20 protein-coding genes, 2 pseudogenes and 1 riboswitch are annotated in these 22,961 nt (G+C 56.8%); of the genes and pseudogenes, 17 read left to right on the forward strand and 5 right to left on the reverse strand.

Annotated elements, in window-relative coordinates:
• The first annotated feature begins 60 nt into the window (after positions 1–60).
• The gene (locus BLR69_RS02700) at positions 61–450 is read left to right on the forward strand and encodes a DoxX family protein (protein ID WP_071494839.1); all 390 of its coding nucleotides are present in this window, start codon (positions 61–63) and stop codon (positions 448–450) included.
• 135 nt (positions 451–585) lie between these two features.
• On the opposite strand, the gene BLR69_RS02705 is transcribed toward BLR69_RS02700, so the two are convergent.
• Complete coding sequence (locus BLR69_RS02705; protein WP_071494838.1) at positions 586–1,404, reverse strand: alpha/beta fold hydrolase; 819 nt, start codon at positions 1,402–1,404, stop codon at positions 586–588.
• Positions 1,405–1,553: 149 nt separating this feature from the next.
• On the opposite strand from BLR69_RS02705, the gene BLR69_RS02710 reads away from it, so the two are divergent.
• Positions 1,554–2,621 carry an NAD(P)-dependent alcohol dehydrogenase gene (locus tag BLR69_RS02710; RefSeq protein ID WP_071494837.1) on the forward strand — a complete coding sequence of 356 codons (1,068 nt, stop codon included), beginning with the start codon at positions 1,554–1,556 and terminating at the stop codon, positions 2,619–2,621.
• 133 nt (positions 2,622–2,754) lie between these two features.
• Here the strand turns inward: BLR69_RS02710 and mntP are convergent, their stop codons facing one another.
• Both mntP and BLR69_RS02720 read right to left on the reverse strand, forming a co-directional pair.
• Entirely contained in the window at positions 2,755–3,318 is a 564-nt protein-coding gene (gene mntP / locus BLR69_RS02715; protein ID WP_071494836.1) for a manganese efflux pump MntP, read from the reverse strand.
• Between the two features lie 10 nt (positions 3,319–3,328).
• Positions 3,329–3,501: riboswitch (yybP-ykoY riboswitch) on the reverse strand.
• Between the two features lie 210 nt (positions 3,502–3,711).
• Entirely contained in the window at positions 3,712–4,023 is a 312-nt protein-coding gene (locus BLR69_RS02720) for a hypothetical protein (RefSeq protein ID WP_071494835.1), read from the reverse strand.
• Between the two features lie 201 nt (positions 4,024–4,224).
• Here BLR69_RS02720 and BLR69_RS02725 point away from each other — a divergent pair, with 201 nt between their 5' ends.
• The 8 genes and pseudogenes from BLR69_RS02725 to BLR69_RS02760 all read left to right on the forward strand — a co-directional run bounded on the left by BLR69_RS02725 (position 4,225) and on the right by BLR69_RS02760 (position 16,041).
• Entirely contained in the window at positions 4,225–4,884 is a 660-nt protein-coding gene (locus BLR69_RS02725) for a TonB family protein (RefSeq protein WP_071494834.1), read from the forward strand.
• Entirely contained in the window at positions 4,881–5,426 is a 546-nt protein-coding gene (locus tag BLR69_RS02730) for an RNA polymerase sigma factor (RefSeq protein ID WP_016980117.1), read from the forward strand. The genes BLR69_RS02725 and BLR69_RS02730 overlap by 4 nt, the downstream gene beginning before the upstream one ends.
• A 37-nt stretch (positions 5,427–5,463) precedes the next feature.
• Positions 5,464–6,390 carry a FecR family protein gene (locus BLR69_RS02735; RefSeq protein WP_071494833.1) on the forward strand — a complete coding sequence of 309 codons (927 nt, stop codon included), beginning with the start codon at positions 5,464–5,466 and terminating at the stop codon, positions 6,388–6,390.
• A 424-nt stretch (positions 6,391–6,814) separates the two neighbouring features.
• Entirely contained in the window at positions 6,815–8,509 is a 1,695-nt protein-coding gene (locus tag BLR69_RS02740) for a ShlB/FhaC/HecB family hemolysin secretion/activation protein (RefSeq protein ID WP_071494832.1), read from the forward strand.
• Between the two features lie 22 nt (positions 8,510–8,531).
• A complete protein-coding gene (locus tag BLR69_RS02745; protein ID WP_076955221.1) occupies positions 8,532–14,534 on the forward strand; it encodes a two-partner secretion domain-containing protein in 6,003 nt (2,000 codons plus the stop codon).
• Positions 14,534–15,028, forward strand: coding sequence for a hypothetical protein (locus BLR69_RS02750; protein ID WP_231999494.1), 495 nt, complete (start codon positions 14,534–14,536; stop codon positions 15,026–15,028). The genes BLR69_RS02745 and BLR69_RS02750 overlap by 1 nt, the downstream gene beginning before the upstream one ends.
• Positions 15,029–15,059: 31 nt before the next feature.
• A pseudogene (locus BLR69_RS02755) lies at positions 15,060–15,639 on the forward strand (cytidine deaminase-like fold-containing protein); the annotation flags it as partial.
• Entirely contained in the window at positions 15,640–16,041 is a 402-nt protein-coding gene (locus BLR69_RS02760) for a DUF6911 family protein (protein WP_071494827.1), read from the forward strand. It abuts the pseudogene before it with no gap.
• Between the two features lie 1,006 nt (positions 16,042–17,047).
• On the opposite strand, the gene BLR69_RS02765 is transcribed toward BLR69_RS02760, so the two are convergent.
• The gene (locus BLR69_RS02765; RefSeq protein ID WP_076955220.1) at positions 17,048–17,674 is read right to left on the reverse strand and encodes an RNA 2'-phosphotransferase; all 627 of its coding nucleotides are present in this window, start codon (positions 17,672–17,674) and stop codon (positions 17,048–17,050) included.
• 54 nt (positions 17,675–17,728) lie between these two features.
• The gene (locus BLR69_RS02770) at positions 17,729–18,124 is read right to left on the reverse strand and encodes a helix-turn-helix domain-containing protein (RefSeq protein WP_197681376.1); all 396 of its coding nucleotides are present in this window, start codon (positions 18,122–18,124) and stop codon (positions 17,729–17,731) included.
• Between the two features lie 86 nt (positions 18,125–18,210).
• Between BLR69_RS02770 and BLR69_RS31455 the strand changes: the two are divergent.
• From BLR69_RS31455 to BLR69_RS02795, 7 genes and pseudogenes are all read left to right on the forward strand, one after another.
• Positions 18,211–18,612 (forward strand): annotated as a pseudogene (locus BLR69_RS31455) (DUF637 domain-containing protein); the annotation flags it as partial.
• A 932-nt stretch (positions 18,613–19,544) separates the two neighbouring features.
• Positions 19,545–19,910 (forward strand): hypothetical protein, encoded by a 366-nt coding sequence (locus BLR69_RS30675; RefSeq protein WP_134434927.1) that lies wholly within the window; start codon positions 19,545–19,547, stop codon positions 19,908–19,910.
• Between the two features lie 266 nt (positions 19,911–20,176).
• The gene (locus tag BLR69_RS02780; RefSeq protein WP_232000949.1) at positions 20,177–20,656 is read left to right on the forward strand and encodes a hypothetical protein; all 480 of its coding nucleotides are present in this window, start codon (positions 20,177–20,179) and stop codon (positions 20,654–20,656) included.
• The gene (locus tag BLR69_RS02785) at positions 20,653–21,171 is read left to right on the forward strand and encodes a hypothetical protein (RefSeq protein ID WP_071495361.1); all 519 of its coding nucleotides are present in this window, start codon (positions 20,653–20,655) and stop codon (positions 21,169–21,171) included. Before BLR69_RS02780 ends, BLR69_RS02785 begins: the two co-directional genes overlap by 4 nt.
• A 93-nt stretch (positions 21,172–21,264) precedes the next feature.
• A complete protein-coding gene (locus BLR69_RS02790; protein WP_071495360.1) occupies positions 21,265–21,570 on the forward strand; it encodes a hypothetical protein in 306 nt (101 codons plus the stop codon).
• 124 nt (positions 21,571–21,694) lie between these two features.
• Positions 21,695–21,931, forward strand: a complete 237-nt coding sequence (locus BLR69_RS30680; protein WP_134434926.1) for a TreTu family toxin — start codon at positions 21,695–21,697, stop codon at positions 21,929–21,931.
• Positions 21,932–21,939: 8 nt separating this feature from the next.
• The gene (locus tag BLR69_RS02795) at positions 21,940–22,227 is read left to right on the forward strand and encodes a hypothetical protein (RefSeq protein ID WP_071495359.1); all 288 of its coding nucleotides are present in this window, start codon (positions 21,940–21,942) and stop codon (positions 22,225–22,227) included.
• Positions 22,228–22,961 lie beyond the last annotated feature (734 nt).

A 22,961-nucleotide genomic window follows, 5' to 3' on the forward strand; every position in this document is an offset into this window, starting at 1 on the left:
AAGCGCTTAGGTGGCTCGGTCGACACAATCGACCTTTGTGGCAATCAACTGAGAGCACGTATGAACGAATCGACGCGTCAGGACCTGGGACTATTGTTTCTGCGGATCAGCGGGGCGCTGTTCCTGCTGTGGGTGCATGGCTTGCCCAAGCTGCTCAACTACAGCGAGCAATTGAAGCTGATCGAAGACCCGTTTCACCTGGGGGCGAACATCACGTTGCTGCTGGCGATTTTCGCTGAAGTGCTGTGCCCGCTGCTGATCGTTGCCGGGGTGCTGGTGCGCCTGGCATGCCTGCCGATCCTGGCGGTGCTGTTGATCGCCCTGTTGGTGGTACACCCGGAGTGGACGCTGTTCGAAGGGCAGTTCGGCTGGCTGCTGTTGATCATCTTCACCAGCTTATGGATCGCCGGGCCGGGTCGCCTGGCCCTGAGCAAAAAAAGTCCTCTGTAGGAGCGAGCTTGCTCGCGAAAATCTTGAACGATGACGCGGTCAATCTGGTTTCCCGCGTCATCGTTGACGACCTTCACAAGCAAGCTCGCTCCTACAGGCTGAGGGCCCTATGAATCCACCAAAGGAGAGGATGTTTCAGCGGTTCAGGAACGCCAGCAGGTCTTCATTCAACTGCTGCGCATGGGTCACGGCGAACCCGTGGGGCGCGTCCTTGTAGACTTTCAGTTCAGCGCCCTTGATCGAGGCGGCCGCCACTTTACCGGTGGTTTCGAACGGTACGATCTGGTCGCCGTCACCGTGGATCACCAGGGTCGGTACGTCGATTTTGGTCATGTCCGGGCGGAAGTCGGTTTCGGAGAACGCGGTGACGCAATCCACGGTCGACTTGAGGGATGCCAGCATGGCCACTTGCAGGGTCTGGGTCAGCACACCGTCAGAGACCTTCTGGCCCTGGTTGATGCCGAAGAACGGCGTGTTGAAATCGCTGATGAATTGCGCACGGTCCTTCAACAGTCCGGCCTTGATGCCATCGAACACTTCAGTCGGCACGCCTTGTGGGTAGTCCGGTTTCTGGCCGAACAACGGTGTCACTGCACCCAGCAGCACCAGGCCGGCCACGTGCGCGCTGCCGTGGCGTGCAATGTAGCGAGCCACGTCGCCACCGCCCATGGAGAAGCCCACCAGGGTCACGTCCTTGAGGTCCAGGTGTTCGATCAACTGGGCGATATCGTCGGCGAAGGTGTTGTAGTCGTTGCCGGTCCACGGCTGGTCCGAGCGGCCGAACCCACGGCGGTCAAAGGCGATGGTGCGAAAGCCGCGGCTGCTCAGGTATTCCATCTGGTATTCCCACATGTCGGCGTCCAGCGGCCAGCCGTGGCTGAACAACACGGGCTTACCGCTGCCCCAGTCCTTGAAGTAGATCTGGGTACCGTCTTTGGCAACGAATGTGCTCATGGAAAACTCCTGTGATAGGGGGGCAAAACAGCTCAGGCACACTATTGCGATAAACCGGACGAAGGGCTTGTACGCCTGTGCTCGGTTGAACGGTTGAGCGTCTATGCTGGTCCACTGACTTCTACCGTCAGATCACACAGGTGAACGAAATGGCCAAGACTCACAGCTACGCCGCCCAGAACGCCAAGGATTCCCTCAAGCCCTACACCTTTGAGCGCCGTGCGCCGGGGGCTGATGACGTGCAGATCGACATCCTCTACTGCGGGGTCTGTCACTCCGACCTGCACACCGTGCGCAACGAGTGGAACAACACCCTTTACCCGTCCGTGCCCGGCCACGAAATCGTCGGCCGTGTCACGGCGGTCGGCGCCAATGTGCAGCAGTTCAAGGTTGGTGACCTGGCCGGTGTCGGCTGCATGGTCGACAGCTGCCAACACTGTGCGTCCTGCGCCGAGGGCGAGGAGCAGTACTGCGAGAACGGCTTTACCGGCACTTACAACGGCCCGGTGTTCGGCGGTGAAAACACCTTCGGCGGCTACTCGGACAGCATCGTGGTCAAGGAAAAGTTCGTGCTGCGCATCTCCCACGATGAAGCCAACCTGGCAGCCGTGGCGCCGTTGCTGTGCGCCGGCATCACGACCTATTCGCCGCTGCATCACTGGAAGGTCGGCCCCGGCAAGAAGGTCGGAGTGGTCGGCCTGGGTGGCCTGGGCCATATGGCGGTGAAGATCGCCCATGCCATGGGCGCCCATGTGACGCTGTTCACCACCTCACCAAACAAGCGCGAAGACGGCCTGCGCCTGGGCGCCGACCAGGTGGTGGTGTCGAAGAACCCGGACGAAATGGCCAAGGTCGCCAACAGCCTGGACTTCATCCTCAACACGGTTGCCGCGCCGCACAATCTCGATGCGTTCCTTAACTTGCTCAAGCGTGACGGCACCATGACCCTGGTCGGCGCGCCCGACAGCCCGCATCCGTCGCCCACGGTATTCAACCTGATCTTCAAGCGCCGCAGCCTGGCCGGCTCGTTGATCGGCGGCATCCAGGAGACTCAGGACATGCTCGACTTCTGCGCGAGACACGGGATTGTCTCGGACATCGAAATGATCGACATCCAGGGCATCAACGAGGCGTACGAACGGATGCTCAAGGGCGATGTGAAGTATCGGTTCGTGATCGATATGGACAGCTTGAAAAAAGAAAGCCAGGCGGCTTGAAATGCATTCTCCAAACCGCTGTAGAACCCCAGTGGGAGGGGGCTTGCCCCCGAAAGCAGTAGGACAGTCACCGCGTCATTGACTGACCCGCCGCTATCGGGGGCGAGCCCCCTCCCACATTGGTTTGCGGTGCCTAGACCGAGAGGTGCTCGTACAGAATTGTCGCCCCCACCAGCATCAGCACCACACCACCGACCATCTCCGCACGCTTGCCCACCACCGTTCCCAGCACTCGGCCAAGCATCATCCCGATCGTCACCATGGTCATGGTCGCCAGGCCGATCGCCGCCGCCGCCACCAGGATGTTTACGTCTACGAACGCCAGGCCCACGCCGACCGCCAGCGCATCGATGCTGGTGGCGAAGGCCGTGACGGCTAGGATCATGAACGAGTGCTGGGTCGGTTTCTCCGCTTCTTCATCATCGGCTTTGAGCCCGTTCCAGATCATGTGCAGCCCCAGCCCGACCAACAGGGTAAACGCGATCCAGTGGTCCCAGTCTTCCACCCAGCGCGTGGCAGCATGGCCGATGGCCCAGCCGATCATCGGCGTGATGGCTTCGATCACACCAAAGATCAGGCCGGCGCGAAGGGCTTCGGTGAGGCGCGGTTTGTGCAGGCTGGAGCCTTTGCCGATGGCCGCCGCAAAGGCGTCCGTGGACATGGCCAGGGCGAGAAGAATCAGGGAAATGGGGTTCACGGTAAGGCTTCCAGTCGGGCTATGGGACACAACGACACTCCCACGCGCCCGACTTCAGGCATGGAGGTGTCGCTGGTCTCACCAACCGAAAAAACGGTGTTCGCACCACGGCAGGTTGCCGAATATGTTGATACGAACGCTTCCAACAGGGTCAGAAGCCGGTTACTCCCCAACGAGAGGGGGGGGATTTTAGGCGAGCAGATATGAAAATTGTGTCAAACGGCCTGTGGCGAGCGGGCTTGCCCCGCGTTGGGTTGCGAAGCGACCCTGGAAGGAGGAATGCGGTGAATCAGGCCCGCTCCGGGCGCTGGTTTTGGGGCTGCTGCGTAGCCCAACGCGGGGCAAGCCCGCTCGCCACAGGGGGCTTATCGCCCGTTTTGAAAGGGTTGGCCCTCAGGGCCGCTGCGGCTTTACCGACGTTCCGAAGGTATTGCCCATGCGCACGCTGGTCGCCGCCGGGGTGGAAAGGCCCAGCGCATTCGGCGGGCGTTTTTCGATGGGGATGTTCTGCGCCTCGCGGTTCTTTTTGGCCGCTTTGGTCGCGTTGGTGTCGTTGCCCATCTGCTGGCTCAGGCAGCCATAGTCGGGCGCTTTGTAGCCATCCACGCTGACCTCGGCGCACGTGCCGGCGGAATTTTCGGCATGGGCCAGCAAGGGCAGGGTGGCGCACAGCAACAGGCTGGCAAGGGTCGGCAAGGTTTTCATCGGGCCTCCTGGCAGGCCCGAAGGAGTGGGCCGGTATGGCTTGGAAGTCTAGTGCAGCGGGCCTCTCATCACCGTGATGTTTTTTTTGCTATCACCGTAACATCAGGTTCATAAACTGGCCTCAGGATGACGGTTTTCTAGGGCGCGTCGGCCGTGCAGCGATGCAGAACAGGGGGTGAACACGGAGCCTGGAGGCGCGTCATGTGCGCCCTGGTCTTGCTGTTGCTGCTGGCTGGTGGACGCACGGCCCAGGCAGAGTCACCGCTGTTGTCGTTGAACCTGCCGGCCCAGGACCTGGAACACGCACTGCAAGCCTACAGCCGTGCCACCGGGATGGCGGTGCTGGTGGACCGAGAGTTGACGCGCGGGCGGCGCTCCATCGCCGTGCGCGGGCGCTTCACGGCGCAAGAAGCACTGGCGATATTGCTGACAGGGAGTGGCCTGATGGCCCGTTATGCACGCAGCGATGCGTTTACCTTGCAGACCCCGCAAGTCAGCCCGCCGCCCACGACGCGGGGTGCGGCGGCACGCAACGCTGCGCGGATCAACAACAGTTACGCGACGGCGTTGCAGCAAGCCATCGAGACCAGCCTGTGCCGCTCGCCGCTGACCCGGCCCGGCAGTTTTCGCGCGCTGGTGCAGGTGTGGGTCAACCCGCAAGGGCTGATCGAACACAGCCGGTTGGTGAGTTCCACCGGCGATGAACAACGCGATGAAGCACTGGTGCGCGGCCTGGCAGCGGCGCGGGTTGAACGCCCGGCGCCAAGCTCGTTGCGCCAACCGGTGACTTTACTTTTGATGCCTGACACAACAGGAACGCGCATGGAATGCACAGCAGCAAAAGGAGCCTCGGAGGGATGAAAAATACCGGGCACAGTACGATGGTCAGCCTGTTCCTGGCCTCTTACGAAGACTTCAAGGTGCGGTTGCGCAAGCGCCTGGGCTCGGAGGACCTGGCCAACGATGTGCTGCACGAAACCTACCTGCGCGTCGACCGCATGGACGTGCCGCCGAACCTGCAACAGCCCAATGCCTACCTGTACCGCATGGCCCTGAACATCGCCGCCGACCGCCGCCAGGCCGATGCGCGCCTGCTCACCGGCAGCGAGGTGGAAGAGTTGCTGCAAAGCGCCGACGAAGCCCAGGACCCCTCGCGGGTGGTGGGTGGCCAGAAAGAAATCCAATCTCTGGTCAAGGCGCTCTACGAATTGCCCGCGCGCCGGCGCAAGATCCTCATCGCCGCACGCCTGGAAGAGGCGCCACACCTGGAAATCTCCCAGCGGTTCGGCATCTCCACGCGTATGGTCGAAAAGGAAATCAAGGCCGCCCTGGGCCACTGTGCCAAACGCCTGGAAAGAAAAGTGATTCAGCGGTTCGGTCCCGGGGCCGGAAAACCGTCTTAGTGTCGAGTCCCTGATAAATCCGTGAGTACGTGCGCGCTTGAATATCTTTAGCCTCTCCACCGCCCGGCAGTCCGCCGCCAGCCCCCTGCACGATGAAGCCCGCGACTGGCTGCTCCTGCTGACCTCGGGCCGTGCCACCGTGGCCGATGCCAAGGCCCTCAAAGCCTGGTGCGCACAAAGCGCGGAACACGCCCAGGCCTTCGAGCACGCGAAGGTGCTATGGCAGCAACTGTCCCCGGCCCTTGATCAAGTGTCGCAGCCGCGCAGCTTTGGCCGGCGTGCCTTCCTCGGCGGCGCCATCGCCGCCTCGGCGGCCGTGGTGATGGTGCGCGTCGGTGTACCGGGTGGGTTTGCCGGGCTCACAGCGGACTATCGCACCGAAGTCGGTGAGCAGCGCCAGGTGCTGTTGAGCCAAGGGATCAGCCTGGAGCTCAACACCCAGACCCGCATCAGCCGGGTGGGGCAGGGCATTGAACTGCTTGAAGGTGAAGTTGAAGTCCTCGCCCACGTTGCCCAACCGATCAAGGTGCAGGCCGGCGAAGGCTGGGTAAGTGCGGCGCAGGCGCGGTTCAACGTGCGGCACACCGATAGCACCGTGTGTGTCACCTGTATCGAAGGGTCGCTGTCGGTGGACGTTGCCGGCAACAGCGTGAGCCTGGGCAAAGGCCGGCAATTGACTTATAGCGCTGCCGGTTTCAGTGACGTGACGACCGTCGACACCCAGGCAGTCGTCGCCTGGCGTGAACAGGTGCTGGTGTTCAACAACGCCACGTTGGCGACGGTGGTGGACGAAATCAACCGTTATCGCCCGGGCATGCTGCTGCTGTTGAACAAGGAACTGGGCCAGCGCCGGGTTCAGGCACGCTTCAGTTTGCAGCAGTTGGCGGGCGTTGCGTTGTTGATCCGCGATGCGTACGGGGCCAAGTGCACGGAGTTGCCGGGTGGGGTGGTGTTGTTGAGTTGAGAGGCTGCCGCTCGTCGGGCAACTTCAATTTTTACGATGTAAATGGGCCAGGCCCGAACGCTATTCTGCACTGGTCGCTTTCAGGTATGCCCGTGTGCTTATGGGTTGAGCATCCGGTCTTTTTCCTCTGACAGATCTCCTTTCTTATCCTCTCTGAATTGTCTTTCTCGTTTGTAGGGGAAAGAATTTTTAGCGTAAGAAAAAACCAGGAAATATGCGTTTCAAGTCTCACTTCCTATCCGGTTTCTTCCTTCGACTGACATTGTTCGGAAGCATCCGACAGTCCTCCAACGGCTGTGTGGCAGACAGGGCGACGCCCTCGAGAACGCCGAATTTTTTGTAACCTTTCCTGTTTTCCTTAAGCGTTTCAGCCTCGGCAGCATGGGTGCTCTTTCCATGTGAGTGCCTGCGTGAGGGTGAAGGGATGCCAGCTGTTTTTCGACCTGCGCTGCTGGGGGTGGCGCTGTTTTCAGGTCCGCTTCTTGCCGCGCCGCCCGTGTCGCCCGGCGACCGCGAACTGGCCCGTGAGCGTCAGCAGCAAGTGTTGGAAGAGCAGCGTCGTCGCCTTGAAGACCTGCAGGGCCTGCCCGGCCAAATCGCTGTGCCAACGGCCCCCGCGCCGCTGGACGATGGTCAGTGCATCACCGTCACGCGTATCAACATTGAAGGCGCGACATTGCTGCCCGAAGGCCAGCGAGAGGCGCTGCTGCAACCCTGGCAGGGGCGTTGCCTGGGGGGGCCGCAACTCAACGCCGTGCTCAAAAGCCTCACCGACCACTACCTGCATCGCGGCTATGTCACCACCCGTGCCTACCTGCCACAGCAGGACCTGAAACATGGCGAGCTGAACATCATCGTGGTCGAAGGGCGCCTTGAAGGGCTCGACAGCTCATCGCTGGCCAGCCCGCTGGAGTCCGCCATGACCTTTCCCGGCACCGTAGGGGAGGTGCTCGACCTGCGCGAGCTGGAGCAATGGGTGGATCAGCTGTCGCGCTTGCCCTCGCGCCAGCCGCAACTTGAGGTGTTGCCGGGGCAGGCGGTGGGTGGCAGCCGCGTGACGCTTAAAGGTGAGCGTCGCGAACCCTGGCGTGTCTCGGCCAACCGCAATAACCATGGCGATGCCAGCACCGGTCGCCAGCAGGCCGGTATCGGCCTGGATTGGGACAGCCCCCTGGGCCTGGCGGATCAATTGAACCTGCGGGCCAGCCGCGACACCGTCAGCGACCGCTGGCGCCATTCCCACAGCCAGAACCTGTTCTACAGCCTGCCGTATGGTTGGTGGACGTTCAATGTCAGCCACAGCCAAAGCTTCTATCGCACGCGCAACGACCTTTCCGGGTTTGCCTTCGCGCTGTCAGGCGAGACCTCCAGCCAGCAGTTGCGCGCCGAGCGCGTGCTGCACCGCGATAACCTGGGCAAGACGGCGTTCAGCTTTGGCCTGAGCCACCTGCGGACCCGCAACTACCTGGAAGACGCGTTGCTGCGCACCTCCAGCCATCGCATCACGGAGCGTCAACTGGGCTTCAACCATGGCCGCCGCATCGGCAACGCCTTTCTCAACCTCGATGCCGGCTGGCAACAGGGCATCGGCGCCCTGGACGCCCAGCGCGATCTCTCTACACAGCGCGGCGCGCCGACCTCGCGCTATCAGAAATACACCCTGACCCTCAGCTATTTGCAGGCCTTTCGCTGGCTGGGCCAGCACTGGAGTGTCGACAGCCTGGCCACCGGCCAGTACGCCGAAGACGAACTCTATGGGCCACAACGCCTGAGCGTCGGCGGCCTCGGTGCGGTGCGCGGGTTCCAGCAACAGAACCTGTCGGGCAATAGCGGCGGCTACTGGCGCAGCCAGGTGCGCTGGCGCCAACCGGTGGCCTGGGAGGCGCTGCGGCCCTGGGTGCACGAAGTGGGCGTGGGCTTTGGCTACGACGTCGGTGTGATCCGCCGTGGCCCGCACAACCCTGACGTCGCCGGGCGCCTTACCGGCCATGCCTGGGAACTCAGCGCACGCGGTTCTCACCTTGCGGCTTCGCTGGTGCTTGCCCGCTCCCTGGAGCGCCCGGCCATCGTTGAGCGCCGCGAACACCCGATCTACGCCCGAATCGACCTGTTTTTCTGAATAACAACAAGGAACCTAGCCTATGGACGTGCGCCGCCCGTTTTACCAGTGCCTGGCCCTGAGCCTCGCAGGCATCATCTTCCTCAACCCGATTGTCGCGGCCGCCGCAGAGCTGAGCGTGGACCCGGCCAGCCCCGGCACCAGCATCGGCCATGCGCCCAATGGCGTGCCGGTGGTGAATATCGCCGGGCCCAATGGCAGCGGGCTGTCCCATAACCTGTTCACCGACTACAACGTCGGCAGCAACGGGCTGATCCTTAATAACGCCACCCAGGCCACGCAAAACACCCAGCTCGGCGGTGTGATCCTCGGCAATCCAGGCCTGCAAGGGCGGCCTGCCAGCGTGATCCTCAACGAAGTCACCGGTGGCAACCGCAGCCACTTGGGGGGCTACACCGAAGTGGCGGGGCATGCCGCGCGGGTGATCGTCGCCAATCCTCACGGCATCACCTGCAACGGCTGCGGGTTTATCAATACGCCGCGCGCGACGCTGACCACCGGCAAGCCCGTGATCGAAGGTGGGCAGCTGGATCACTTTCGCGTAGACGGCGGTGATATAGCGGTGGAGGGCGCCGGGCTCAATGCCCGCAATGTCAGCCAGTTCGACCTGATCACGCGCACGGCCAAGCTCAACGCGCAATTGCATGCCGACCAGCTCAACATTATCACCGGCCGTAACGATGTCAGCGCTGACACTTTGCAGGCCCGTGCCCATGCCGAGGATGGCCGCGACAAGCCGCAACTGGCCATCGATGCCAGCGCCCTCGGCGGCATGTACGCCGGGACGATTCGCCTGGTGGGCACTGAGCAGGGTGTTGGCGTAAGGCTGGCGGGCGATATGGCCAGCACCGCCGGCGACATCGTGATCAATGCCAATGGCGGCCTGAGCCTGTCCCACACCACCAGCGTCGGCGCCCTCACGGCCAAGGCCGAGTCGATCGACTTGCAGGGCCCGACCTTTGCGATGGCTGATATCGACCTGCAGGCCCAGGGCGATCTGGTGGTGCGGCAGAGCCTGGCCAGCGCCGGGAATGTCAGCCTCGAAGGCAGTACGGTGAGCAACCAGGGCAAGGTCGTCAGCGGCATCCTGGAAGACCGGCGTATCGCGGGCAAACAGCTGAGTATCAAGGCCCAGCGCCTGGATAACCCGGGTGAACTCAATGCCAGTGGCCACCTGGAAATCGCCAGTGGCAGCCTCGATAACAGCGGCCAGATCGCCGCCGGCAGCGCCAGGATCGAAGCCCGCCAGGACCTGAAAAACACTGGCCAGGTGGTCTCCGCCGGCCAACTTGAAATTGCCGCCAGACAGGCCGTCAACCAAGCCGGGACGCTGCATGCCGAAGGCGATTTGAGCCTGGTCGCCGACAGCGTCGACAACAGCGGCAAGATCGTGGCGGCAGGCATTGCGCTGAGTATTGCGGCCGGCACGTTCACCAACGCGGGCGAACTGCTCGGCGACAACCACCTGCAACTGCGGGTCGACGGCGACCTGAACAACAGTGGCCTGATCGCCGCCAAAGGCGATGCCGACATCAGCGCATCAAACCTGACCCAAGACCACGGCCAGATTCTCAGCGGCCAAGACATCCAACTGCGCGTGCGCGATGTACTGCATAACCTCGGCGTGCTCAGCGCAGCGCGGCATATGCAGATCAATGCGGCTCAACTGAATAACCCCGGCACGCTCGGCAGCCAAGGCAACCTCCTGCTCACTGCCAACGTCACCAACACCGGCCTGCTGTTCAGCGGCGGCGACCTGCATGTGCGTGGCGAGCAGTTCAGCAACCTTGAAGGCGACCTCTACAGCGTCGGTGATTTCAGTTTCGCCGGCACGCGCTTCAGCAACCTCTCCGGCAGTGTGGAAACCGAAGGCAACCTGCACATCCACGCCCGCGAGTTGGAAAACGCCCGCACCCACCTTGTCCTCGAACGTGAACTGGTCGGCGGCAGCATCCAGTGGGTCTGCGGCCAGCACTGCGACGGCGACGACAGCTTCAAGCGTGGGACCATCTACATCAGCGAAACCTGGCGCGAAACCGCCGCGCCCAACTCCACCAAGGCGGCGCGACTGGTGGCCGGCAAAGACCTGCGTATCGACGCGCAGACCCTGGAAAACCGCTACAGCCTGCTCGCCGCCAATGGCGACCTGCACCTTTCCGCCAACCGTCTTGTCAACCAGGGCGCGGCCTCCCAGACCGGCATTTCCAGCACCATCATCGGCACGCCTGGCCGCATCGACAAAGCCCTGTGGGACCAGATGGAGTTCCACGACCTGCCGGCCTTCAATAACGCACCGTTCGACCCCGTACGTTTTGCCGAACTCAAGGCCCGCTCGACCGGAGAGGGGTTCAGCAACCCCGGCACCCTCACCACCTGGCGCGAGGATGGCCGCGAAGTCTATGCCGCCACCCTGCAAGCCGGCGGCAGCCTCAACCTGCAGGCCAGCGAGTACCTACAAAACGGCACCCTGCGGGAAAACACCCTGGCGCAACTGACCGGCGACATTGGCCACAACCCCAACGACCTCGAACTGAGCCCGGATCGCCTCAGCGATGACCTGACCCAACCGCCGGAATTCCAACTCCCCAGCGGTAAATACGGGCTGTTTATCCCCAGCAAGAATCCGGGCAGCCCCTACCTGATTGAAACCAATCCCCTGTTCACCCACCTGGCCAACTTCCTCAGTTCCCAGTACTTGCTCGACAAGATCGGCTACAGCAGCGACGAAGCCTGGCGGCGCCTGGGCGACGGCTACTACGAAAGCCGCCTGATCCGTGACGCCGTGCTGGCGAAGACCGGGCAACGCTTACTCGCCGGACTGCAGAGCGACGAGGAACAGTTCCGCTACCTGATGGACAACGGTCTCAGCGCCCGTGACAGCCTGCAATTGAGCGTCGGCGTTGGCCTTACCGCGCAGCAGGTGGCGGCCCTGACCCACGACATCGTGTGGATGGAAAAACGCCAGGTGCAGGGTGAAGACGTGCTGGTGCCGGTGCTGTACCTGGCGACGGTCGATGCCAATAACCTGCGCGGGGGCAGCCTGGTGCAAGGCCGGGATATCAACCTGGTCAGCGGTGGCGACATCGTCAGTGTCGGCACCTTGAAAGCGGCACGGGAGCTGACCGCCATCACCGATGGCCGCCTGCTCAATGGCGGTACGCTCAGCGCCGGTGAACGCATCAGCCTGCTGGCCACCGACAGTATCCGCAACGCGATGGCCGGCGAGATCCGTGGCAGCCATATCGAACTTACCAGCGTCACCGGCGACATCGTCAACGAGCGCACCGCCCAGGCCAAGCATCAGGGCGACGGCACCCTTGTCACCCATCTCGACCAGGCGGGCCAGATCAGCGCCGCACAGCACCTCACGCTCAACGCCGGGCGCGACATCACCAACCGCGGCGACATCAACAGCGCTGGCGATGCCAGCCTGAGCGCCGGGCGCGACATCAACCTCATCGCTGTCACCGACACCCAACAGGTACGCACCACGGAAAACGGCGGCCACCGGGTCAGCCAACACAGCCGCACCGAACAGCTTGGCGCCAACCTCAACGCCGCCGGCAGCCTGAGCCTGCACGCCGGGCGCGACATCACCCTATTGGCCAGCCAAGCCAGCGCCGGCAAAGACCTGAACGTCGCCGCCGGTGGCAACCTTCACCTGTTGGCCGCCGCCAACGACACCGATCACGCGGTCAACAGCAAACGCGGCGGCGCCAAGGTGCATGAGCAAACCACCCAAGTGCGTCACGTGGGCAGCCAGCTCACCGCCGGCGGCCAACTGAGCGCCAGCGCGGGGCAAGACATCGTGCTGCACGCCAGCCAGGTCAACAGCGCCAAGGACGCGTATCTGGTGGCGGGTGGGCAGTTGCAACTGCTGAGTGCCAATGACAGCGACTACAGCCTGTATGACTACAAGAGAAAAGGCAGCTTCGGCGCCCTCAAGACCCAACGCGACGAAGTCACCGACGTGCGTGCGGTGGGCAGCCAGATCACCACAGGCGGCAACCTCGACCTGATCAGCGGCGGCGATCAGTTGTATCAAGGAGCAAGGCTGGAAAGTGCGGCGGATATCGCCATCACCAGTGGTGGGGCGGTGACCTTCGAAGCAGTGAAAGACCTGCATCAGGAGAGCCACGAGAAGACCAACAACAACGCATTCTGGGTGGCATCCAAGGGCAAGGGCAGCACTGACGAAACGCTGCGCCAGAGCCAGTTGGTTGCCGGGGGCACCATTGCGATCCAGGCCGTCGACGGTTTGCAGATCGACATCAAGCAGGTCAATCAGCAGAGCGTCAGCCAGTCGATTGATGCGATGGTCAAGGCCGACCCGCAATTGGCTTGGCTCAAGGATGCAGAACAGCGCGGGGATGTGGACTGGCGCCAGGTCAGGGAGGTCCACGACAGCTTCAAGTACAGCCACTCCGGGCTGGGGCCGGCCTCGCAACTGATCATTGCCATCGTGATGTCGGCGGTCATCGGGCCCATGGCGACGGCCGCAGCAGGCGGCGGTGTCGGCGGCGCCATGGTGGGTGCGGTTGCGACCGGCGCCTCGACCAATGCCAGTGTCAGCGTGGTCAACAACCGGGGCAATCTCGGTGCAGTGTTCAAAGACGTGACGTCGTCCGATGCCCTGAAGGGCTACGGGGTTTCGGCGATCACTGCCGGCCTGACGGTGGGTTACTTCGACCCGTGGACCGGAGCGCAGACCAATACCACCATCAGCAAAGTGGCCACCTCCGGCTCGCTGGGCACCTGGAGCGGCGTCGGCCAATTCGCGGCCAACCAGGCGCTGCAGAACGGCACCTCTGTGTTGCTGAACAAAGCCCTGGGGCAGGGCGGCAGTGTCAGTGACGCGCTGAAAAATGCCTTGTTCAACACCTTGGCGGCGGCCAGTTTCAACCTGGTAGGGGACTACACGAAAAACGTCCTGGCGGACGGCTCGTTACCCAAGGTGGCGATCCACGCCATGGTCGGTGGCTTGCTGGCAGAAGCCACCGGCGGCGACTTCAAGACCGGCGCATTGGCGGCGGCGGCAAGCGAAGCACTGGTTGGCCACCTGGATACGTTGGTCAAAGGCAACGACACCCTGCTCACCATGAGTTCGCAGATCGTCGGCGTACTGGCGGCTGCGGCACAAAGCGACACCGACGCCGCCAAGCTGGAGACCGGCAGCTGGGTGGCGAAGAACGCCACGCAATACAACTACCTGTCACACAACCAACTGGAACGGGCCGCCAAACAGATAGCCCGATGCACCGACGCCTCCTGTATCCAGGACGCCACGCGCAAATTCCAGGAACTGAGCCTCCAGCAGGACATTGACGCCATCGTCAGCTGCCAGGCCGACCCCAGCTCCTGCGCGGCAAGCTCCAAAGAAGTCGCCAACACCATGGCGAACCTCAACGCCATCCGCGACATCGCCGACTACGCCTCGCCCGACGCCCGGGAGGCGGTACAGAGCCTGATCAACGGCAATTACGAATTTCAGGAAATGCTGGCGACCGCCACGACCGAGCACTCGGTGGGCGCGATGGTCGAGTCGCTCAAGTCGAAGTGGGCACTGAGCGATGCTCAGGCGCAGGACATTGCGCACAACCTGAAGATCGCGCTGGCGGTTGGGGTGGGGACTGCGGCGGGGGTGGTGGCTTATAGGCGGGCTGTGGCGGGTGGGGTAAAAGGCGCGACTAGCAACAACTCTATTCCTCGCAACGCAAATAATCTTGTCGGAGGTCCGCTTGAAAATGCTACTCAGATTAGCGGCCGCTTTAAGCTAGACGGCGGCCCCGCGAATGGAGCTTTGTATCGGGCCGATAATCAAGGAAATATTACGAGCTACGCCGTCTATGATTCAGCTGGGATGATTATTAAGCGGGTCGATGTTAGAGGTGCTGCTCATGCTAATGTATCGACACCACATGTAATAGAATATGGTAGAAATACGCTTCCGGACGGAACAGTAAGAGTTCAGTCGCCTTCTACTAAACTGGCTCCGCGGCCTACCAATTCAGATGAGATTCCATAATGAAAGTAAATACGCTTGGGCAATTTAGCGGTTTGAGTCGATACGAGCTATGGGCGTCAAGCTGGGCTGAGAGAGATAATATTGATATATTTTCTTATATGAGCGCTATTTGTAAGCCTGAAGACTGTCTGCTATTTTGCAGGCTGTTGTTTCCTGATTTTTTTATCAGCCAAGGTGCGATTTTTTTAAATGCTAAATATGATCATGAGGTTTTTTTGGTATGGTTAAAAAAGCTTGATGGGGATATTTCTGCAGTTGAAAAAATAATGAACCATACTCACATGTACGATGTTTTTTCAGGCTGTACGGATGAAGTTGATGATGTCGTTTTTGAGCAGCTAGCTGACACTATTGCTTTTTCATGGCGGCTAGTTTTAAAGGACAAATTTCCAGGATGTAATTTTTCTGTAGAGGTTTCGAATTCAGATCAGGATTACGGGCCTACTGTTACTTTTTATCAATCTATCGGCTATGGCGAGAAAAGGGATAGGTAAACGTAGGTAAACGGGGTCAGACCCTGAGGGACTGAACAAAGCCCTGAGGCAGGGCGGCAGTGTCAGTGACGCGCTGAAAAATGCCTTGTTCAACACCTTGGCGGCGGCCAGTTTCAACCTGGTAGGGGACTACAGATTCGGAGACTGCGGTATTAACCGAAAAAAATGTTATCGAAGGAACGGCTAAGGGCGCTGCACCAAAAGTGGCGGCAGAGGGAAAGGTAGGAGGTCAGACCTTCCAAGACGTCAATCAAACCGCTCATCCACTCAACGAGGCGGACCCGAAAATACCTTCGTTGATCACGGATAGGATTGCAGATAAAGCCGCTAAGAATCCTGGAAAACTTTATCCAAACGGAAATATGAAAGATGCCCACGCTGAAATCGGTGTGATCCAGCAAGCATATAGCTCCGGTAAAACTGCCGGAGCGGACATGTCTATGACAGTCGCAGGGAAAGATGTTTGCGGATTCTGCAAATGTGACATAGCTGCTGCCGCAGAAAAGGCTGAGTTGAAATCTTTAACCGTAAGAGCTATAGATGATAAAACAGGACTTCCGAAAAGCTATTACTGGGAGTCAGGTATGAAGTCTATTAAGGAGAAAAAATAGATGATCATCGGAGGGTATACCCTTAGTCCTGAGTATGGCAGATCGCAAATCCCTCTAATTGCTCAGCCGACCATGGAAGAGGTAAGGTCCATTATATTTGAATATAGTAAAGTCGACGGCGTCGTTTCGTTGTCTATTTCCCCGGCACCTGAAGCCGGACCTTACGAAATCAATCTTTATGCTGATTCCGGAAATTATATTCTGATGCTGAACCAATACGTTGATGATGGTGAGCATGTTGTGCGTACTCTTAATAATACGTCGGCTGGAGCAAAGTTGGTTGATGTTTTGGGCGATTACTATCCGGCGAGTGTTGTCACAAGAAATATAGATATCGTTATTTCTTGTTTTCAAGAATTTTTGAGGTCCGGTGATGTAAGCTTTGCAGTGTTGAATGCTTAAAAAGTTTTGCTGCTAGCCTAGGACCTGAAAAGATAGGGGGCAGGCCACGGTTTTGCGATTTTTAGAGTTCAGCAGAATTGCTCTTTTAAAATATGATTTATTTTTTGTACTTATTCGATTTTGTTGGCCTAGTGATGGGCGGCTAAGCTGTAAGCTCTTATTTATTTGGGGATTTATATGGTTCGCCGTCCTAGGGTTATACTGCCGTATATCTCGTTGCACATTATTGGGAAATAGGGGGCGGACCACGATTAGTGCGCCCGATTAGTGCGCCAATGTATATTGGTGGTCTGACCCCGATTTCCCTTTAGTGAGGAAGGGCAAAAGGTATACTCAGAGCTGGCGGGCACACCGATCAAGACAGTTGATGACTTAGCCGGCGCTTTGAGGGCTGGGACAATTAAGCCGAATCAGCTTCCCGTTGATTATGTAGATATGAAGGGGACTCGCCTTATTTTGAATACGCGAACTTCTACCGCGCTTGAGCAGGCAGCTATCCCTCGAAGTGAGTGGTTCGGGCGAAATCAGACAGGTGTTGAGGCTTATCCAGGTAAGACATTCAATGATTTGGCAGCAGATCAGTTAAAAAATAACAAATTGCCGCCGACAGGCGCAGAACAATTAAAGTCGGTGCGTCCATGAGAATAGGTCAGCCAAAATTAATACTAGATCCATATGAGTGGCTGCCAGGATATGGTGAGTCAAGAGTATCATTCCACTCCGTTGGCTCGGATGTGATACTTGATATTGAGTATGAGAAGGAGGTTGTAGTTGATAGCGAAGAGGTTGTACTGGCTTTAAGGCGGGAGGTTGCGTTCAAGTCTGTGCGATGCTTTATTCGGGAGCCATTCCCTGGAGGTGCTATTTTTGAGTTTGATGGTGATCCAAGTGAGTTTCGGTTGGGTAAGTTGACCGAGTTTATAGACTCCGAATTGGTAAGGAATAACTTGAAAGCATGGCGTTCCGTGTCGAGTCACGAACCGCCGAAGTTGAGGCATTTCAGCATTCAGTTTTTGTCAGAGAATCTTACTTTACATGTGCTGGCTGTAGATGTATTTTTATCCAATGAGCTGTCGGGCAGTTGATTTTGTTTTGAAATGAAATTAACGGGAACCGCTTCAGTTAACCAAACACTATTTTCAGCCTGAAAAAATTTAAATCCCTGTTGGTACATCCGCAGGGATTCAATCTTCAGAACCACTGGTTTACCGTAGCGCTGTCCGACAGCGATAGCTGTCAGAGTCTCCTGCGATAGATGCACATGGTGGCGTGAACCTGCAATCAATCCTTGCTGAAGAATAGATTCAAGAAAGCGTGTTGCAGTGCCATGGTAGAGGAATTCTGGCGGTTCTTTCTCTATGTGTTGGAGGTTTACGTCTGGTGCTGAATGTCCCTGTGCGGCTCGAATACGCTGGCCATCGTCGGAGAGGGTAAAGCGTTTCTTGTCACTGCTGTTTACTACTGCCTGAATTATTGCCTGGTCAAGTACGCGGCCTTCTTTCGCTGCGCCGGTAATCAAAGAGTTGATGTCTGCCCAGCCTTCTGCGTCGAGTTGCAATCCGATAGTGTGAGGCTCATGGCGCAAGATATAACTTAGAAACTTGCTTGTTTCGTTTAGTTGCTTTTTATTCATGATTGTCCTGCATGCATTTTTCGATTTTTCAGGATTTAGTCGCAGTCTTTTTACTTACTGCAAAATCTCCCTTCCTTCGCTAGCTTTAGTCGTGGCCTGAGCGATCAGGGCATCTAGCATCTGCGCAACGAATTTCTGTTGGCTCTTAGGTAGCTGGTCGATGGCTTCCAGTTGCTGTTGCCATTTCGGAGCGGGGCCATGTTTACGCACAGTGGTTTCCTGCTGCTGACCAAACAGTTCTTCGAGTGTGGTCGAAAGCAGCCGGGCCAGCTCCGGCAACGCCGCTACCTGAATCGGCCGCTTGCCGGACTCATAGGCTTGGATAGTCTGCTGGGACACGCCCAGCCGTTCGGCCAGTTGAGTTTGAGTGATGCCGTGTTCTTTGCGCAGGCGGGCAATGCGTTCGCCCAAGGCAATGAAAAATTCACGTTCTTCGTTGGTGATGCTCATGGCTATCGTCGACGATATCTGTAATAGGACAGCCATTAACGTACTCCAGGTTTTACCACGGGTAAACGGGGTCAGACCCTGAGGGACTGAACAAAGCGCTGGGGCAGGGCGGCAGTGTCAGTGACGCGCTGAAAAATGCCTTGTTCAACACCTTGGCGGCGGCCAGTTTCAACCTGGTAGGGGACTACACGAAAAACGTCCTGGCGGACGGCTCGTTACCCAAGGTGGCGATCCACGCCATGGTCGGTGGCTTGCTGGCAGAAGTCACCGGCGGCGACTTCAAGACCGGCGCATTGGCGGCGGCGGCAAGCGAAGCACTGGTAGGCCACCTGGATACGTTGGTCAAAGGCAACGACACCCTGCTCACCATGAGTTCGCAGATCGTCGGCGTACTGGCGGCTGCGGCACAAAGCGACACTGACGCCGCCAAGCTGGAGACCGGCAGCTGGGTGGCGAAGAACGCCACGCAATACAACTACCTGTCACACAACCAACTGGAACGGGCCGCCAAACAGATAGCCCGATGCACCGACGCCTCCTGCATCCAGGACGCCACGCGCAAATTCCAGGAACTGAGCCTCCAGCAGGACATTGACGCCATCGTCAGCTGCCAGGCCGACCCCAGCTCCTGCGCGGCAAGCTCCAAAGAAGTCGCCAACACCATGGCGAACCTCAACGCCATCCGCGACATCGCCGACTACGCCTCGCCCGATGCACGGGAGGCGGTACAGAGCCTGATCAACGGCAATTACGAATTTCAGGAAATGCTGGCGACTGCCACGACCGAGCACTCGGTGGGCGCGATGGTCGAGTCGCTCAAGTCGAAATGGGCACTGAGCGACGCTCAGGCGCAGGACATTGCGCACAACCTGAAGATCGCGCTGGCGGTTGGGGTGGGGACTGCGGCGGGGGTGGTGGCTTATAGGCGGGCTGTGGCGGGTGGGGCTGAAGGAGTACTTGTTTCAACTAGAGAGGCAGTTCCAGGCCCAACGAATTTTATGGGTGACGCCGATCAGTTTTTTAAAAATGCATCTAAGAGAACGGACATTGATGCAGAGGGATTTTTTGATGTGGTAGCCCATGGAAGTAAACAGAAAATAGAAATCTTTACACCTAATGGGACGGTTATGGCTGATCAACGTGTCGTCTCCAGGCTTATCGAAAATAACCCTGGCTATAATGGGCAACCAATCCGCTTGCTATCGTGTGATACTGGGGGGTGTGATACTGGATTTGCTCAAAACTTGGCAAATAAAATGGGAGTGCCGGTGAAAGCGCCAACTAACTTGGTGTGGGCTTATGGTGATGGTAAGATGATAGTTGCTCCAAGGTCCTCATTGAGCCAGAGTTCACCATTGTTTAATGTTCCTGATTTGTCAAATCAGGGAGTATTTAAAGTATTTTATCCTGGTAAGGCAGAATGAAAAAGAACTACTTTATGGTGTGTGAGCGATGCGGAGGGAGATTAGAGAGCTTCAACGAGGGGAGCGCTCAAGGCTTAAGGTGTGCTGATTGTGGCTGGTCTGTAGTGACGACACATGTTTCGGGTGTTAAGGTTGATGAGGCGAAGTATAAGGTTAGTTGTAGTGGCGATTATAAAAATGAAGCCCATGTAAGAGCCGTATCTGAAGTGACAGGCTATAATTTTTTGACGTCTAGAAAGACTCTCCAGAATGGGGTTTCTCTCGTGTTTACTGGGCAGGCGATGGAAGTTCTACAAGTTAGAAATGCTCTTGTTTCTGCTGGGCTTGATTGTACTGTTGAACCTGAATTTAATTGGGGTTGATAAGTGATCAGTTTGCTGTCGTTTTGAATAGTAGGTGCAAAAGCGACAGGCGAAGTCTTGCGCTCTCGCGCCTGTTGTTAGTTTTAGTTCTACTCGTAAGTAAGCGGGGTCAGACCCTGAGGGACTCTTCAGAATTAAAGGTAATGATGTTGTTGTTATCAAGCCTGACGGAACGTTTGTGACTATCTTGAAAGATGGGGTGAGTCAGAATTCATCTGTAAAAAGTGCTTTGAAGGGGGGGTATGGTAATGAGTCATTCATGTCTTATGAATGCTTGGTTAGTGAAGGCGTTAGGAAGTAAGCTGCTTTCAGTAAATGCATTGCTTCATGTGTTCGAGTCTTATAGAGGCTCGATCCCTCAAGAGGTTTCTCTTCGATTTGAAGATTTGGAGAGTGGGAGGCTATATTGCGGGAGCGATGGTGTGTCGCTATGTTTTTCTGAAAAACCTATTGCTGAATGTGATTTGGGTGAGTACGGAAAATTGATTGATTTTTGTGTCTCTAGTGAAAGTTATTTTTTTGATGTTGTGGGGCGTAGATTACTTTCGGTCTCGGCTATAAAATCCTCAGTGGAACGTAAAGTTATAGGCGTTTTATTGTTGTTTGAATATGACTCGTTTCTATCAATTTTGAATTTAGGGGATGAGCTATTTTTTTATGATAGAGTGCCAGATGAAATAATTGCCAGCGAGGGGTTAACGTTTGGTTTGTTGGGCGGAAAAAGGGGGGCGATTTGTTTAATATGACCATGTACGAAAAATTAGAGGCCTTCAATGCACTCGCATGCGTGCTATTGGAGCGGCTGAACCCTGTTTCTTCTGGTGACGTGAGCGGTATGCGACAGCAGTGGCCAGCGGCTCCCGATGAGTACTTTGCTTTTATGCGGGAGCGGGGGCATGGTGAGATAAAGGAGGACGACTGCGCGCTGTCGCTTTTGACGATTCAACCCACATTATGCCCCGCGGTAGACTATTTTGGTGATGAAGGGTTTTATAAAGACGGCCCCTATGAATCGGGTGCTAAGGGCGAGGTGTGGCTTTTCGGCTGGGATAGCGCCGGGACTGCTTTCGGTTTCGACAGTGGAGACAACTGGCAATTGTTGGAAATCGACAATATGCGTTGGATAACGCGACTTGACTTGTCGTTTCGTCAGTTCGTCGAAGGGATGTTGGTATGTTATCCACAGCGGCCGATAAGTTTTGCGAATGGAGCTTGGCGCGACTCGGGAGATGTTTCTTACACCCTGTCGGATTATGCATAAAAGCCTGCTGAACCTAAAAAAGTGGAAAAGGCGCGCATTTATCTGGAAAGGTAAACGGGGTTTGACCCTGAGGGATCCTAGTTGGACTCAAAAATGAATGCAGAAGCCGAATTGAAAGCTTGGAATTTCCAAGTCTTAATGCTTGTTCAAGCGATGCTGGGGGCAGTTACTCCAAACTTCAGGATGGTAGTTTTGTATTGTGAAGATGATGTTTGGGTAATAAGATTTTATCTTGAAGAAAATATAGAGGATGATATTGGTGAGGTAGAAGATATCATATGTCAATATACTGCTTACCAGGGGGCGGATTTAAAATGCAGGTCGGAAATTTTTGTAGGCAACGAAGATCTACCTAGTTTGTCGGAAGCTGAGAGGGTCGTTTATCGTCGAAAAGAGTGATTTTTGACTTGGTGCAAAAGCAACAGGCCAGATTTTACCTGACGTAATTAGTCCTGCTTATCGAAAGCTTCAGGGATTAAACAAGGGATTTCAGGCGCATCACACCTCTGATAAGCTGGCACGGATGCAAAGTAGTAACAAAATTGTTGAGGGAGGCGGCGGGCAAACCTTTATCTCAACTAAAGGTTTCGTCTGTGTCGAGTTTGATGTTCCAAGTAGTGGATTATTGCAGGGTGGTAAGGAAGGCTGGTATAGAATGATTGGTCTGGACGCAAGTAAATCCCAGCAGTATTTGCTTAATAAACAGGGTGGAGAATATCTTCCTGAGGTAAAAAATATCACTGTGCTAGATAGTAAGTGAGAGGGGTTATGGATGCTTTTCAGTTTAATAAAGAAGTTAAGCCTCTATTGAAAGGCTACTCCGTAGAGTATTCAACATTCGCCAACGGGGATTTTGGTGAACTTGAACGGATAGAGCTGGAAGGCTTCAATAAGCTGGCGACCGTAGAATTTTGGTCTGAAGGCTGGATAGGCATTGATATATATGACTATGCTGGCGATGAGCAGGTAATGAATATTTTGCTTTCTCCAGAGGAAAAAGATCTTGTCCCTAAAGCATTTGAAAAGTTTCTGGATACATTAAATCGAAATAGTTAATAAGTATCTCCGGAAACCCAGGGTGCTTATTCGGGTAAACGGGGTCAGACCCAGAGGGATCCTCATGGCGTCTTTAGTATGGACAGAAAAGAGATTTTAGGCGCTGTCGATGAGGCATGGCTCAAGAAAGGTAGTCCTGTAGTCGGAGATCCGGGTGCATATGTTGTCCCGATGGGCCGAGCGATTGGTACTTCGGGAGAAACGAGTATTAAAATTATTGTTCGGCCTGGGACCAGTCAGGACATTACCGCCTATCCTGTTAAATAGAGAAGTTTTATATGTTGTGTCCAAGGTGTGAGCAGGGAGATATTGTCAAGGCTAAAGTTATAGCTGACGACAGTAGCTTGTTCGTATGTCAAGAGTGCGAGGCCTCATGGTTTTTATACGAAGATATTGGGGTCAGGGCATTTTTCGACTATGGGGCTTATATGGAAAGTGTAGGGCTGAAACCATTATGGAGTGAGTTGATAATTATTCCTGAGTAGTTGCAAAAGCCACAGCGGACTTCACCGCCGGCTCGGCTTCAGCATATTTGGAGAACTCAAAGATTACCCGGTCACTGGATACAATCGGTTTTTTATGCAGAAAAGATTTGATCTCGACAAGCATAACGCTAGTCATACTCAGCCTTGAGGCAATGACAGCAAAAATCTAAGCAAGGTGTGTTACCCGCGATCGATCGTCGCCATTCCTTTCCAGAAGAACACGCAGGACGTGGTGCATGCATTGACCCG

This window comes from Pseudomonas azotoformans (assembly GCF_900103345.1).
GTDB lineage: Bacteria > Pseudomonadota > Gammaproteobacteria > Pseudomonadales > Pseudomonadaceae > Aquipseudomonas > Aquipseudomonas azotoformans.

Coding starts and splice junctions, on each gene's coding strand:
- BLR69_RS02720 (WP_071494835.1), bottom strand. CDS start 4,023: ATGAAAACCTTGCCGACCCTTGCCAGCCTGTTGCTGTGCGCCACCCTG.
- BLR69_RS02795 (WP_071495359.1), top strand. CDS start 21,940: ATGGATGCTTTTCAGTTTAATAAAGAAGTTAAGCCTCTATTGAAAGGC.
- BLR69_RS02780 (WP_232000949.1), top strand. CDS start 20,177: ATGAATGCTTGGTTAGTGAAGGCGTTAGGAAGTAAGCTGCTTTCAGTA.
- BLR69_RS02745 (WP_076955221.1), top strand. CDS start 8,532: ATGGACGTGCGCCGCCCGTTTTACCAGTGCCTGGCCCTGAGCCTCGCA.
- BLR69_RS02700 (WP_071494839.1), top strand. CDS start 61: ATGAACGAATCGACGCGTCAGGACCTGGGACTATTGTTTCTGCGGATC.
- BLR69_RS02790 (WP_071495360.1), top strand. CDS start 21,265: ATGAATGCAGAAGCCGAATTGAAAGCTTGGAATTTCCAAGTCTTAATG.
- BLR69_RS30675 (WP_134434927.1), top strand. CDS start 19,545: ATGAAAAAGAACTACTTTATGGTGTGTGAGCGATGCGGAGGGAGATTA.
- BLR69_RS30680 (WP_134434926.1), top strand. CDS start 21,695: ATGCAAAGTAGTAACAAAATTGTTGAGGGAGGCGGCGGGCAAACCTTT.
- BLR69_RS02770 (WP_197681376.1), bottom strand. CDS start 18,124: ATGAGCATCACCAACGAAGAACGTGAATTTTTCATTGCCTTGGGCGAA.
- BLR69_RS02730 (WP_016980117.1), top strand. CDS start 4,881: ATGAAAAATACCGGGCACAGTACGATGGTCAGCCTGTTCCTGGCCTCT.
- BLR69_RS02765 (WP_076955220.1), bottom strand. CDS start 17,674: ATGAATAAAAAGCAACTAAACGAAACAAGCAAGTTTCTAAGTTATATC.
- BLR69_RS02750 (WP_231999494.1), top strand. CDS start 14,534: ATGAAAGTAAATACGCTTGGGCAATTTAGCGGTTTGAGTCGATACGAG.
- BLR69_RS02760 (WP_071494827.1), top strand. CDS start 15,640: ATGATCATCGGAGGGTATACCCTTAGTCCTGAGTATGGCAGATCGCAA.
- BLR69_RS02725 (WP_071494834.1), top strand. CDS start 4,225: ATGTGCGCCCTGGTCTTGCTGTTGCTGCTGGCTGGTGGACGCACGGCC.
- BLR69_RS02705 (WP_071494838.1), bottom strand. CDS start 1,404: ATGAGCACATTCGTTGCCAAAGACGGTACCCAGATCTACTTCAAGGAC.
- BLR69_RS02740 (WP_071494832.1), top strand. CDS start 6,815: ATGCCAGCTGTTTTTCGACCTGCGCTGCTGGGGGTGGCGCTGTTTTCA.
- BLR69_RS02785 (WP_071495361.1), top strand. CDS start 20,653: ATGACCATGTACGAAAAATTAGAGGCCTTCAATGCACTCGCATGCGTG.
- BLR69_RS02710 (WP_071494837.1), top strand. CDS start 1,554: ATGGCCAAGACTCACAGCTACGCCGCCCAGAACGCCAAGGATTCCCTC.